Origin of the sequence: Croceitalea sp. P059 (assembly GCF_031846365.1) — a bacterium.
Taxonomy (GTDB): Bacteria; Bacteroidota; Bacteroidia; order Flavobacteriales; family Flavobacteriaceae; genus Croceitalea; species Croceitalea vernalis.
This window is the reverse complement of sequence record NZ_JAVRHW010000005.1, coordinates 50,094-63,906: the sequence shown is the minus strand read 5'-3', so window position 1 is coordinate 63,906 and position 13,813 is coordinate 50,094. Positions and strand designations below refer to the sequence as shown.

Here is a 13,813-nt window from a genome sequence, read left to right as displayed (position 1 = left end):
CCTCAAATATAGTCATCATTTTTAGGACAAAAACTTTTGTGATTAAAAAAAAATTGTAGATTTGTGAATAACCACTAAATCTAATTAACACTTATAAAATGAAGACCATAATACAAATTGTACTTTGGATTGTTTGCATCTTTTTAGGTTATCTGATATACCAATCAGTAAATGCTCCAATTGAGTTTAACAAAGTTCGACAAGAGCGATTCTCAGAGGTTATTGCTAAACTAAAAGACATTCGAGATTCACAGGAAGCATATAAATCTGTTAATGGAAGATATGCTGGTAATTTCAAAAGTTTAATTCAATTTGTTGATACCGCTAACTACACAATTACTCAACAAAGAGATTCATCTTTCATGGAGTTTAGTGATGTTTATAAAATTGATTTACAAAAGGATACCATTATTATCGATACCTTAGGTTTTGTCAAAATAAAGGATTCTTTATTCAAAAATGACGACCGCTACAAAAGCTTAATGGATGTTCCAGGTGCAGCTAATGGAGAGAAATTTGAAATGAAAGCTGACATTATTGATAAGAGTGGGTATAAAGCTCCGGTTTTTGAAGTGAAAGTTGATAAGGAAGTTGTTTTATTTGATCAACCAAAAGACTTGCTTGCTCGTGAAAAGGCACATATGAGTGTTGAGGAAGTTAATGGAACAACTATTAAAGTAGGTTCTTTAACTGATGTTAGTACCAATGGTAACTGGCCTCCTATTTATGACAGAAAAAACGACTAGAAATAAAGGTGTCTCTATAAACGATACCGATTCTTTTAAGAATTTGTCCATTCAAGTTAGCTTGAATGGACTTTCTTTTTTTGTATTAGATAGTATCACACAAAAAGTTGATGCTTTCGAGCAAATTAATTTTAAAGTGGATACTACCCCTTATTTATTACAAAAGGAATTAAAAAAACTACTTGAAAAAAATAATTTAGACAAAGCCCTATTTGAAAAGGTTCAGGTTGTTCACAATAACGACATGTTTTGTCTTGTTCCGAAACCGCTCTTTGATGTAAATGAACTTCCGAACTATTTAAAATTTAATACCAAACTATTAGCAAATGATGAAATTGCTTATGATGAGTTGAGTCATCATGAAATAACAAGTGTTTATGTTCCATTCACTAACATCAATAATCTAATTTTTGAGTTGTACGGTGAGTTTGAATTTATTCATAATAGTTCGATGGTAATACAATCACTCTTTAACCATAAAATAGGCTCTAAACCAGTTTGTTATGCACATATTTCTAAGACTAACTTCGAGTTAATTGCATTTGACAAAAAGAAACTACTACTCTTTAACCAATTTCAATATAAAACCAAAGAAGATTTTTTATACTACTTGTTATTTACCTATGAACAGCTAGGCTTTGATACAGAATCAGTAAAGGTTAAGCTTTTTGGCTCTATTGAAGAAGGCGATGAACTTTTTAATATTTGTTATCAATACATTAAAAAAGTAGCTGTTTTTGAACCTAATACCAAAGAAATAGAATCTAACCCTAAAGATTCTATCGACCTTACCCTCCTTAATACGTTTTAATGAGGATAATATCTGGAAATTATAAAGGTAGACGCATAACAGCCCCTAAAAAACTACCCGTTAGACCAACAACTGATATGGCTAAAGAAGCCCTATTTAATATTATAAACAATCGTTATTACTTTGAAGACATTAGCATCCTTGACCTTTTCTCTGGAACAGGAAATATTAGTTTTGAATTCGCTTCAAGAGGTGTAAAAAATATAATTGCGGTTGATCAACATTCAGGTTGTGCTCAATTTATATCAAAAACTTCTGGAGAACTAAAATTTGATATTTCAGTGATTAAGAGTGATGTCTTTAAATATTTGAGTAAAGCACATTTTAAATCAGATATTATTTTTGCCGACCCACCCTATAATTTTAATCAAGAGCAATTTGGCAAAATTCCTCAATTAGTTTTCGAGAATTCTTTATTGAGGGAAAACGGAATGTTAATTATTGAACATTCAGAACAGACCGATTTATCTAAAATGCTTTATTATTCTGAGAGTAGAAAATATGGGGGAAATGTCTTTAGTTTTTTTGAGTTAGAAAATAATTTAATTTAAAAAGCAGGCCATAAGCCGGATTCTGTAATCACATAAGTGAATCCTTATCATTTATCTAGGTTTCTAGTTGCCTAAAAATTCTAACCGCCTACCCTCCAGCTTAAACGTGCCGTTTTTAAACACTGGTTTACATGGCGTTTCACCGTATAGAGTTTACCTGGTTTCACTACAGCCGAACTGTACTTGCTTTCTGTTGCACTGGTCCGCCCCAAAAATTTCTAATTGGGTGACGGGTATTACCCGCTATACTGCACTATGGTGTCCGGACTTTCCTCTTCTGATAAAAATCAGAAGCGATAAGGTGACCTGCTAGGCAAAGGTACTCTAATTGTTAATAAAAAAATGTTTGCTTTCTATTCTACGCTCGCCAATCCATTTCGCTCTTTTTATATTTGTAACTAGTCAAAAACTAAGTATTGGAACCCTTTGTAGTATCAGCTCGAAAATTTCGTCCGCAAACATTTAAAGATGTTGTGGGGCAAGAAGCTATTACCAATACTTTGGAAAGTGCAATTTCAAATAACCATTTAGCACAGGCTCTTTTATTTTGTGGCCCAAGAGGGGTAGGCAAAACGACTTGTGCACGTATTCTAGCTAAAAAAATTAATGAAGATGGTTCAGAAGTTGAGGATGAAGACTTTGCTTTCAATATTTTTGAGTTAGATGCAGCCTCTAACAATTCCGTTGATGATATTCGGAATCTCACAGACCAAGTTCGAATTCCTCCGCAAGTAGGTAAATATAAAGTCTACATTATCGATGAGGTTCACATGCTATCTCAATCTGCATTCAACGCTTTCTTGAAAACATTAGAGGAACCACCGAAACACGCAATATTTATTTTAGCCACAACCGAAAAACATAAAATCATACCTACAATTCTTTCAAGATGTCAGATTTTTGACTTCAAAAGAATTACAGTAAAGGACGCGGCGAATTACCTTAAATATATTGCTAATGAACAAGGTATTTCAGCAGAAGATGATGCTTTACACATTATAGCACAAAAAGCGGATGGTGCCATGCGTGATGCGCTGTCAATATTTGATAGAGTTGTAAGTTTCTCGGGAGAAAACCTAACAAGAAAAGCTGTAACAGAAAATTTAAACGTTTTAGATTATGATGTTTACTTTGAAGTGACTGATTTAATTTTGAAAAATAAAATTCCCGAATTACTCCTTCTCTTAAATAAAACACTTGCATTAGGATTTGATGGACATCATTTTATCACCGGTTTAGCCTCACACTTTAGAGATTTAATGGTTTGCCAACACACTGAAACTATTAGCTTATTAGAAGTAAGTGAATCCACAAAGAAAAAGTATCAAGAACAAACTAAAGCAATTACAAAGCTTTTTCTTTTAAAAGCAATGGACATGGCTAATGATTGTGATTTAAAATACAAAGCAAGTAAAAACCAACGATTGTTGGTTGAACTTACCCTGATGAAACTGGCCTCCATTACTTTTAATGGAGAAAAAAAAAAGTCTGATTTCATAATACCAGCCTCGCATTTCGCTAATTTGACTTTTCCAAAAAATGAAGTTACTATAGCACCAATAACGGAAATGATTGATGCTAAATTAACTCAAGAAACAAATTTACCGGAGGATTATCATATAGAAACAACAGCACCAGAGTTTACAAATTCTACAGATAAAAATACTCAGATTATTGATAAGCCCATTCCCATAAAGATTGATCTTAATATTTCTCCTAAAAGAGTTTCAGGCCTATCAATCTCAAGTCTAAAAGCAAAAAAAGAACATGAAAAGGCGAAAGTTGATATCGTAGACCATACACAATTACCCGAAGAGGAGTTTGAAGAGTCAAAAATGCAAGAACTTTGGACTGAGTTTGTTCAAGAATTGGAAAATAATGGCAAAAAAATACTAGCTGCTAATCTTCAAGCTGATATACCTAAGCTTAAAGAAAATCATGTAATCTTTATTGAATTGCCTAATTCTACGATGAAAAAGGAAGTTGAAAGAGAACAAAGTTTAATGCTGAATTATTTAAAAGAAAAGCTCAATAATTATAGTATTTCTTTAAAAATTGCGGTTAATGAAGAGGTGGCAAAAAAGTTTGCCTTTACACCTGAAGAGAAATATGAAAAACTTAGAGAAAAGAACCCTGCTTTAGATTTACTACGAAAGGAGTTTGATTTAGATTTATAGCTTATTTCGTTTTTGTGAAACTACCAATAGTATAAAGAGACATCATTATGCCTGCTATCAAAAGTCCTAATGCTTCTCTACCTCTTTCAACATTCACAATATCACCTTCGCCAATGGTTACCCCTTCAAATTTTTCGGGCCAAGTATAAGCCGTAAGTCCTAAATAAAAAATAGCTAAAATTATAGACCATCTCAAAGGTAATCTCCCTAATCCAAACAATATTGAAGCAAATGCTGCCATACCATAAATAGCATACCACTTAGTTGCATCAGGGTCATTGTATTGCACTGCTGCCGCATAAATGAACAACGCGGCGAAAATAAATGCCAAAATCTTTAGAATTTTTTTCATTTTGAATGGTTTATATGTTGCTCTAAAATATTGAAAACAGCAGTTGGTTCAATTTGTTCGTTAAATTCCAAATCACGGTTGTTAGAAATAAAAATAGGAAAATCCTGTTTACTTTCAGGAATTCGCCCATGTGAGCCTTTTATAAGCTTAGCGTTTAATGGGATTATATTTAGCACTGTTCTAAGACCGAGTTTCTTTTTTAATAGTTTCCAAAATATTTTAAAAATTATCAATTTGTCTTTTGGATCAGTAAGCATTTCTACAGGATCATAACCAGGTTTTTTGTGAATATCTACCATACGAGCATAATCGGGTGCTTTTTTATCGTCATTCCAAAAATAATAGGTGAACCATGATGAGCTATTTGCAATTACAACTAAATCACCAGCGCGCTCATGATTTAATTGTATTTCATTCAATTCTGATTTTTCAATAACCTTTTCAACCCCCTTAACTTCTTCTATTATTGCTTTTATCGCTTTAACATTCAATTGATTCTTGATGTATATATGACAAATTTGGTGATCAGCAACTGCAAAAGCCTCACTTGCTCCTGCATCAAGCAACTCAAGCCCTCGCTCTTCTCTAATCGCTAAGTAGTTCTTTTCACGTAACACTCGATTTAAATGAATCGGGTTATTAACGTTAGTTATTCCATATTCGGAAAGTAAAATGATTTCAGAATTCTTTGATTGGTAATAGTCTACAAGGTCTTTTACAACTTTGTCTATTTCATTCAAATCATTAGCAATGATATCAAAATCAATTCCGAATCGCTGAAGGTTATAATCCAAATGTGGAAGATAAACAAGGGTCAAGGTCGGGTCATGAATTTTATCAGTTTCAATACTTGCATCAGCTATCCATTTACTTGATTTAATTGACGTTTTGGGACCCCAAAAACTAAATAAAGGAAAAGTACCTAGTTTTTTTTGCAAAGTATCTCGAAGGCTTGAAGGGAAAGAATAAACATCGGGTAATTTGCGACCATCTGCTAAATAATTTGGTCTTGGAGTTAAACTAAAATCAACACTTGAATACATATTATACCACCAAAACATATTGGAACATGTAAAGCTCTCATTTTCACTTTTAAGCTTTTCCCATAGTTTTGGAGCTTGAACAAGCTTATTAGATTGTCGCCAAAACTTCACTTCACATTCTTCTTTAAAATACCACCCATTACCAACAATACCGTGATTTGAAGGCCATTCTCCTGTTAAATATGTAGATTGCGCCGTACATGTCACTGCTGGTATGACGGGTCTAATGAAGCTACTTTTACCCTTTTCTAAAAAGGATTTTATAAATGGAGTATGTTCTCCAATTAATCTTTTGGTTAAACCGACTACATTTATAACAACTGTTTTATTCATGTTAGTTTACCTTTTAACCATTCAATTTCTCTAACAATTGATTCGGTAAGTTCTTTTTTAAGGTGTTTTGGAAGTACTTCCCAAGTATAAGTTTCGATCTCTAGATGATTGCAGATTTGATTCTCCTTCAAATATAAAATTGTCTTAATAATATGATCTTGAGTAGAATATAAGCTTGTGAATTTTTCTAAGAAAATTGGAACATGAAAATGAGCTCTTAACTCCTTAACCGATTTTTTGTTTTCTAATACAATAGGTAAATCAGAATGGGTTTTAACCACCCCCTCATTATATTCCGTAACCTGATGTAAATAAGTTGGCTCATTAAACTTAGCGAGTTCATCCCATACCATATCATCATTTTCGTTATCAAATAAGATCTTTAAAGCTGCACTTACTTGAATTTTACCAACCAAAATTCCAGCTTTTTTAAATTTCTGAAAAGTTTCAGAAGGCTCTTCATAGGCCAATGAAAAGTGGCAAATATCATAACAAACGGTTATATATCTTTTAATAAAATCAATTGCTTTTTGTTTTTCAAAACCAAATTCGTTCTTAAACATAACCACACCTTGTGGTAGCAAAAACTCATTAAAAAAATCAAGTACTTCACTACTGTTTTCTAATATACCATCTGGTTCTGGTTCAATGTCAAGATGTAAATAATTACCATGGTCCTCTTCATTTTTAAACAATTGTAATGCTATTGAAAGCATGTTCTCTGCTCCTATTCTTTTGGCTTCTGTCAATTCTGATGGTGTTTTAAACCAATGCTTATAAGATATAGGTGATGTGGATATTCCTCCAGAAACGCCTTTTGGCACTAAAAGATTGAGTTGGTTAAATAGTCTTGAAGTGTAGTTTACACGATCTTTTGTTGTCCAATCGGGTTCATGAACGTTATCTTTAACTACCTCACCATGAAAGTTGCCATAAGGAAAACCGTTCATGGTAAAAACATAAAGTTTATGTTCCGCTAACCAATTCTTAAACTCGGTTAAGTTTTCTTCTAAACCCAGTTCTTCACTAGCCTTATTTGACAAGCGCAAACCAATCCCAAAATCTTGATTATGCGAAACTCTTTGTTTAATCGTTGGAAGGTTAGTTTTTAAACTTGCAAAGGTTACATTCCAATTCTCACCAGGATGAATGTTTGTACAATAGGTTAAATAGTATAAATTAGAAATCAACATACCGACAAGTTACTTATGATTTTAAACTTCGTAATGTAATAGCTTCTCTCATTTTATCTCTATCTACCTCATGAACATCACATTTTATACCAATTGCTGAAATTAGGGTAATTGTTAGTTCACCACCTAGGTGTTCCCTAAACTCTTCAATTCCTCTAAGCAAGTTGTCTACCTCATCAATAGTACTGATCGGCATTATTAGGTTAAAACCAACTGTTTTGAATACTTGTAAAATTCTCTCTAAATCATTTTTATCAATTAAACCAATCAGCTCAGCATAAGTTAAATCAAGAGCAATACCCATAGCTACAGCCTCTCCATGTCTAAGCTCATAGTTAGTTATTTGCTCTAACTTATGAGCCGCCCAATGCCCAAAATCTAACGGCCTAGATGAACCATTCTCAAAAGGATCTCCACCTTCACTAATGTGCCGCATATGAATTTCTGCACATTTATGAATTAAAGGTGCCATTGCTTTAATTTCTCTGTTCGCTAAACGTTCAGCATTTTTTTCAATAGACTTAAAAAAGTCTTCGTCTTTGATTAGTGCTACTTTTAACGCCTCAGCGATTCCAGCAATCCAATCGCGTTTTTCCAAAGTATTTAAAAAATCGAGATCATTAATAATAGCGTAAGGAAGTGCAAACGTTCCTAAAAAATTCTTTTTTTCAAAAGCATTAATACTATTCTTAACTCCAACTGCTGCATCGTTTTGAGCTAATACGGTTGTAGGTATTCGAATTAGTCTCACCCCTCTGTGAGCTGTTGCAGCAGCATATCCAGCCATGTCTATTACTGCGCCACCACCTATAACCACTACAAACGAATGTCTACAAATGCTTTTTTTATTGATTGAATTCCATATACGTTCAACATTTGATTTATCATTTTTACTAGCCTCGCCACCAATTACAGGGATTATATCTTTGATATTAATATGCGCTTGATGTTTTTTACCATACTTTTTTATATTATCCAACAAATACTCATTAGTAGCAATTACCTGTTGATCAACGACAAATATCATTTTCACTAAACCCCCTTTTTGATAATTCTTTAGAATATTTATAAATAAAGAGTTTTCAGGGTTAAAAAGACCATTGGTAAAATATAGCTTGTAGTCGTAGTTGACCGAGAAAGTCTGCGAAATAGTACTAAGGTTCATAAATCTTAATTAAGTAACAGCAAAAGCTTTTGACAACCCCATTGAAATTGGCAAAAGTAATAATACTAAAAGCCCAATAATTACATTTGAAAATGTAACTGCAATGACAGCATCTAATAAAATTATGGAAATAACTCCAGCTTTTACAGCCTTCATAATGTTTACTGGTATATTATGTCGATAAGCTCTCAACAAAGGAATACCTATTGCTAAAACAAAAATCACTAAAAATAAATAACTTGTCAAAGTCATAATTGCCTTCGTAGTATTAAAGTAAACTAGCAACAAAATAACAGTACTATATAGGCCTCCTGCCAGTAAAATATTCCTTTTATTTTTTCCATGAACTTCACCTTGACTCACCATTGTAATGGCAGCTATATAAATGATTGGAATTATCACATACTCAATATTATTAAACTCTCCAAAAATAGAAATCCCTAATAAAAGGTTGCAACCTCTGCATAAACCCATATTCAATGGACCTAAAAAACTGAATTTCTTTGAATAGCTATCATAAACTAAAATCAGCAGCGTTAAAACTAAAGCAATATAACCGCAAATAACCCCAACTAAAAAGGAAGTACTAATTCCAATGATTATTAAAATCAATCCAAAGCACACGGCTTCTTTATACTTTACTAACCCACTAGGAAGTGGACGTTCAGCACGCTCTATTTTATCTAACTCGAAATCAAAAACATCATTAAATACAACACCACCAGCATAAAGAAGTATCGATGAAAGTATTAATAACCAAGACTTATTAAGAGTCAAAAACTGATCATTTACAAAAAAACCTGCAAGGGTAAGTCCCGCTAAAATATCCGCAGCAGCCGTTGGTAAATTAGCAGGTCTACATAACTGTAAGAATCCTTTTATTCTAGAATTCATTAAACAATTTTATCATCCTCTACTTTTGGTTCTTGCCCACGAAGTACGCTATTATCATTATAAAGTTTTCTCTGGTCAATAGAGATAGGGTTAAGCCAATGCTCTTCTTTCATTTTACCAGACCTGCCAAAAGTATTGAGCGCATTCTGATAACAAGTTTTGATAACATCTTCTTTATTAATTCCCCTTTGTAACATAAGGTTTGCGGTTTTAGGTACTGCAAGAGGGTCACTTACACCCCAATCAGCTGAGCTATCTACAATGATATTTGTGCTACCAAACTTTCTTACAACTTCTACCATTCTTTCATTTCCCATTTTTGTTTTAGGGTAAATTGTAAAGGCAGCAATAAAACCTCTGTCTAATACTTCTTGAACCGTTTCTTCATTGTTGTGATCAATAATTACCGTACTTGGATCAAGACCATGCTCTAAACATACTTCCATACTTTTTATGGTACCTGCCTTTTTATCTCTGTGTGGTGTATGTACTTGCACCATCATATTGAACTCCTTTGCTAGTTCAAGTTGTTCGCGAAAATATTTATCCTCAGCTGGTGTCTGATCATCATAACCTATTTCACCAACTGCCACAACATTGTCTTTATGCAAATAAAGTGGTAATAATTCCATCACTTGTTCCGCTAAAGCTTCATTATTGGCCTCTTTTGAGTTTAGCCCAATTGTACAATAATGCCTAATTCCGAATTGACTGGCTCTAAAAGCTTCCCAACCGACCAAGCTGCTAAAATAATCTTGAAAAGAACCTACCTGGGTTCTGGGTTGACCCATCCAGAAAGATGGCTCAATAACTGCGACAATTCCAGCTTTCGCCATAGCCTCATAGTCATCCGTAGTTCGTGATGTCATATGAATATGTGGGTCAATAAAATGTAATTTTTCTTCCATAATCAATTTCTCAAATCATCCCAGGTTAGGATGCCATTTTTTAATTGTTTTTCAAACTTGGGGTAATCTACTAACATTTGTTGAATTTTTTCATCTTTAGATTTAAAGCAAACTAATGCTGCCGCTTTATTTTCAAGATGATTATCACTTTTAAATAGACGCTCGATATCGCTTAATAATTGGCCCTGAATGTAGTTAGAAACTGGTCTCCAAAATAGAGGGTCAATATCACGTGATGCTGCCCAACGCTCATGGGCATAATCAGAAATAATTCTTGCTAATTCTTTGTTAGCACGGATGTCAATACCCAATATTTTAGATAAATCACGCTGCATAAATGCTGCCTTCAAATACATTTGATTCCATTGTTGTTCATTAAAATATAAACTTGGATATGGATTGTCCATCGCTATGGCATCAAAAACGGTTGCTATGTTTGTTCTCAAAGCTTCAACACCTACAAATTTGAAATTTTCGGCATTAGGTAACAACACCAAATAATTCAAAAAAGTTACGAGCTCAGAAATATCAGCAACTTGTATTAAATTGATTACTTTATCTTTAAAAAAAGTGTCATTAGCTTCCAATACTTTTACCAACAAAAAGATTCGTGCTAACTCTAGAGTATTTGCTTTTTTACTCTTAAGATAATTTTCGATTTCATCATCGCTATTTTCATTAAAATCAATATCTCCTTGCTCAATATTTGAACTGCACAAGGTATATGTTAAGTAGAGCTTTTTAGTAGAGCATTCTTTAATAGTCTCATTTAACCTGGTTTTTAACCAGTTTTTTGAATTGCTATTAATACTTGCTTCAAATATTTTTGAAAGAGATTTTATTGAATTTGAATAGGGCATTTTAAAACCTTGTTATTAAGTACTACGCAATACAAAGATAACTATAGTTACTGCTATATATTGCCGTAAAACAGCTATAACATGTATATTTGGTTTAGAAAAAACACAATAATAAATGCTCGGACTCAAATTACCTACTGACCCAAGATGGGTCAATATTGTTGAAAAAAATATTGATGAGATTTTAACTGATCATGCTTATTGTGAACAGAAGGCGGCAAGTACAGCTATTTCCCTAATAGTTTCATTCCCAGAGTACACCGAATTGACTAAAGAAATGATAGCTCTTTCTAGAGAAGAAATGGGACATTTTAAAATGGTTCACGACTTAATACTTGAACGTGGTAATACATTAGGTCGTGATAGAAAAGATTTTTATGTAATTGAGTTACTCAAGTTTTTCCCGAAAGGAGGTAGTCGAACAACTCAATTAATCCACCGTTTGTTATATGCTGCTTTAATCGAAGCTCGTAGTTGTGAGCGTTTTAGATTATTATCTGAAGAATTAGAAGATAAAAAATTAGCAGATTTCTATCATAGACTAATGGTAAGTGAAGCCGGCCATTATACAATGTTTTTAAAATTTGCAAGACAATACGGAGACCGAAAAGAAGTAGATGAAAAATGGCAAGAACTGCTAAAGTATGAAGCCAAGATTATGAAAAATCTTGGTAAAGGTGAATCCGTTCATGGTTAAAAACTAAGCTTCAACTTTTTTCTTATAGTAATCATATATAGCAAATTGAGAGCGCACCTTAGCTTTATTATCATCTTTATATGCATTATCGTGTTTTGAAGAAAAAACTCTAGCCTTGATATTATCGTCCCAAGAAATTTGAAAGGTATCTAAAACTTCTTGTTTGATATCCTTATCATAAATTGGACAACCTACTTCTACTCTATAGTCAAGATTTCTTGTCATCCAATCTGCAGAAGAAATATATACCTTGGGATTGCCATCGTTACCGAAAATAAATACTCTAGGATGCTCTAAGAATTTATCTACCACACTTATTGCTTCAATATTTTCACTCATTCCCTCAACACCTGGAATTAAACAACAAATGCCCCTTATAATTAATTGAACCTTTACACCAGCTCTACTAGCTTCGTACAATTTGTCCACCATTTTATACGAAGTAAAACTATTCATCTTAATTTTGATAAATGCGTCTTTACCAACCAAAGCGTTAGCAATTTCATTATCAATCAATTTAGAAAATACGTTTTTTGTATAATGTGGAGATACAATTAAATGCTTGTATTTATTTATTTTGTAAGGAACTTCAAAGAAATCAAATACTTTATTTACTTCTTTTAGGATTGCATCATGAGCTGTAAACAAAGTATAATCTGTATATATTTTAGCAGTAGATTCATTAAAATTACCTGTGCTAATAAAGCCGTAACGTTTAATTCCATTCTCTTCTTCCCGCTCTATAAAGCAAACTTTTGTATGTACTTTTAATCCAGGAATACCAAAAATCAACTTAATCCCTTCCTCTTGAAACTGATTAGCATATTTAATATTGGCCTGTTCATCAAATCTTGCCTGTAATTCAATTTGCACTGTTACTTCTTTCCCATTCTTGGCGGCATTAATGAGAGCAGCGGCAATTTGAGAATTATTAGCAAGTCTATAAATGGTTAGTTTTATTTTTTTAACCTGTGGATCTAAAGCAGCCTCTTTCAAAAAGTTCACGACGTAAGAATAATTCTGATATGGTGTATAAACCATATAGTCCTTAACCGCAATCTGACCCAGAATACTCTCATTTAAATGAAAATCTTCTACTAAAAGAGGTTTTATTTTTTTATACTGCAAATCTGACCTACCGAGGCTAGGAAAACCCATATAATCTCTTCGATTATGATATCTGCCACCAGGAATTACACTATCGGTCTCCTCAATATTCATTTTACCCTTCAAAAATCGAAGGGTATCCATTTTTATTCCCTTATCATATACAAATCGAACTGGATCACTAATCTTTCTATGTTCAACACTTGACGAGATTTTATCAATAAAACTTTTGCTTAAATCGTTATCCATATCAAGTTCTGCATCACGTGTTATTTTTATCATATGAGCCGAAATATCATCAAACTCAAACATGGTAAAAATTTGATCTAAACAAAAACGAATTACATCATCAACCATCATAATGTAATTTTTTCCATTATCTTCAGGTAGCACTACAAAACGTTGTAGACGTTTAGGAATTTCGATAAGTGCATATTGCATTCCATTTTCAGTAATTTCTAACTTATCATCTCCTTTCAAGACCATTCGAACCGCTAAATAGGCCGCTGTATCTTTTAAAGTTGGAAATTCATTGAGGTTATTTAAAATAATCGTGATTAACTCAGGGTTAACTTCTTTTAAAAAATAGTCTTTAACGAACGCGGCCTGAGACTCATTTACCTCTCCTTCATCAATTATATAAATATGTTCAGTGGCCAATTCTTTCTCAATTTGCTGCAGAATTTTACCGCTTTTAGCTTGTAATTGAATGACATTTTTGGTTATTTCTTCAAGTAAGTCCTTAGCTTTTTCACCACCTAGAACGCTTTTACCAGATTTACCAACATCAACAATACGTTTTACGGTGGCATATCGAACTTTAAAGAACTCATCTAAATTATTACTGAAAATTCCTAAAAAACGTAATCTCTCAATTAATGGAACATCTTTATCAGCGCTTTCTTGCAGTACGCGATCATTAAAATGCAACCAGCTGATTTCCCTATTTATATAATCGTTTTTAGGTTTTATCATA

Annotated in this window: 13 protein-coding genes and 1 other RNA gene; 5 read left to right on the top strand and 9 right to left on the bottom strand. The window is 32.9% G+C overall.

The window, feature by feature from the left end; all coding sequences use genetic code 11:
* Nucleotides 1–98 precede the first annotated feature (98 nt).
* From RM542_RS13785 to RM542_RS13775, 3 genes are read left to right on the top strand one after another with little or no spacing between them, the layout of a single operon-like run.
* Nucleotides 99–746, top strand: coding sequence for a hypothetical protein (locus RM542_RS13785; protein ID WP_311386334.1), 648 nt, complete (start codon nucleotides 99–101; stop codon nucleotides 744–746).
* Entirely contained in the window at nucleotides 727–1,557 is an 831-nt protein-coding gene (locus RM542_RS13780; RefSeq protein WP_311386333.1) for a DUF3822 family protein, read from the top strand. The genes RM542_RS13785 and RM542_RS13780 overlap by 20 nt, the downstream gene beginning before the upstream one ends.
* On the top strand, nucleotides 1,557–2,108 hold the full coding sequence (locus RM542_RS13775) for an RsmD family RNA methyltransferase (protein ID WP_311386332.1): 552 nt from the start codon (nucleotides 1,557–1,559) through the stop codon (nucleotides 2,106–2,108). Before RM542_RS13780 ends, RM542_RS13775 begins: the two co-directional genes overlap by 1 nt.
* Here the strand turns inward: RM542_RS13775 and rnpB are convergent.
* Nucleotides 2,105–2,421: RNase P RNA component class A (gene rnpB / locus RM542_RS13770), an RNA gene on the bottom strand. The two genes, RM542_RS13775 and rnpB, sit on opposite strands and share 4 nt — an antisense overlap.
* 103 nt (nucleotides 2,422–2,524) lie before the next feature.
* Between rnpB and RM542_RS13765 the strand changes: the two genes are divergently transcribed.
* Nucleotides 2,525–4,285, top strand: a complete 1,761-nt coding sequence (locus RM542_RS13765) for a DNA polymerase III subunit gamma/tau (RefSeq protein WP_311386331.1) — start codon at nucleotides 2,525–2,527, stop codon at nucleotides 4,283–4,285.
* 1 nt (nucleotide 4,286) lies between these two features.
* On the opposite strand, the gene RM542_RS13760 is transcribed toward RM542_RS13765, so the two are convergent.
* Genes RM542_RS13760 through RM542_RS13730 form a run of 7 tightly spaced genes read right to left on the bottom strand, consistent with a single transcriptional unit; the run spans nucleotide 4,287 to nucleotide 11,033 of the window.
* On the bottom strand, nucleotides 4,287–4,637 hold the full coding sequence (locus RM542_RS13760) for a transmembrane 220 family protein (protein ID WP_311386330.1): 351 nt from the start codon (nucleotides 4,635–4,637) through the stop codon (nucleotides 4,287–4,289).
* Complete coding sequence (locus RM542_RS13755) at nucleotides 4,634–6,013, bottom strand: alkaline phosphatase family protein (protein WP_311386329.1); 1,380 nt, start codon at nucleotides 6,011–6,013, stop codon at nucleotides 4,634–4,636. Before RM542_RS13755 ends, RM542_RS13760 begins: the two co-directional genes overlap by 4 nt.
* On the bottom strand, nucleotides 6,010–7,206 hold the full coding sequence (gene eboE, locus RM542_RS13750; protein ID WP_311386328.1) for a metabolite traffic protein EboE: 1,197 nt from the start codon (nucleotides 7,204–7,206) through the stop codon (nucleotides 6,010–6,012). Before eboE ends, RM542_RS13755 begins: the two co-directional genes overlap by 4 nt.
* Before the next feature lie 13 nt (nucleotides 7,207–7,219).
* A complete protein-coding gene (locus RM542_RS13745) occupies nucleotides 7,220–8,371 on the bottom strand; it encodes a 3-dehydroquinate synthase (RefSeq protein ID WP_311386327.1) in 1,152 nt (383 codons plus the stop codon).
* A 9-nt stretch (nucleotides 8,372–8,380) separates the two neighbouring features.
* Nucleotides 8,381–9,265, bottom strand: a complete 885-nt coding sequence (gene eboC, locus RM542_RS13740; RefSeq protein WP_311386326.1) for a UbiA-like protein EboC — start codon at nucleotides 9,263–9,265, stop codon at nucleotides 8,381–8,383.
* Entirely contained in the window at nucleotides 9,265–10,173 is a 909-nt protein-coding gene (locus RM542_RS13735) for a TatD family hydrolase (RefSeq protein ID WP_311386325.1), read from the bottom strand. The genes eboC and RM542_RS13735 overlap by 1 nt, the downstream gene beginning before the upstream one ends.
* A gap of 2 nt (nucleotides 10,174–10,175) precedes the next feature.
* Entirely contained in the window at nucleotides 10,176–11,033 is an 858-nt protein-coding gene (locus RM542_RS13730) for an EboA domain-containing protein (protein ID WP_311386324.1), read from the bottom strand.
* Between the two features lie 115 nt (nucleotides 11,034–11,148).
* On the opposite strand from RM542_RS13730, the gene RM542_RS13725 reads away from it, so the two are divergent.
* Nucleotides 11,149–11,730 (top strand): tRNA-(ms[2]io[6]A)-hydroxylase, encoded by a 582-nt coding sequence (locus RM542_RS13725; protein WP_311386323.1) that lies wholly within the window; start codon nucleotides 11,149–11,151, stop codon nucleotides 11,728–11,730.
* Nucleotides 11,731–11,733: 3 nt separating this feature from the next.
* On the opposite strand, the gene ppk1 is transcribed toward RM542_RS13725, so the two are convergent.
* Nucleotides 11,734–13,812 carry a polyphosphate kinase 1 gene (gene ppk1 / locus RM542_RS13720; RefSeq protein WP_311386322.1) on the bottom strand — a complete coding sequence of 693 codons (2,079 nt, stop codon included), beginning with the start codon at nucleotides 13,810–13,812 and terminating at the stop codon, nucleotides 11,734–11,736.
* Nucleotide 13,813 lies beyond the last annotated feature (1 nt).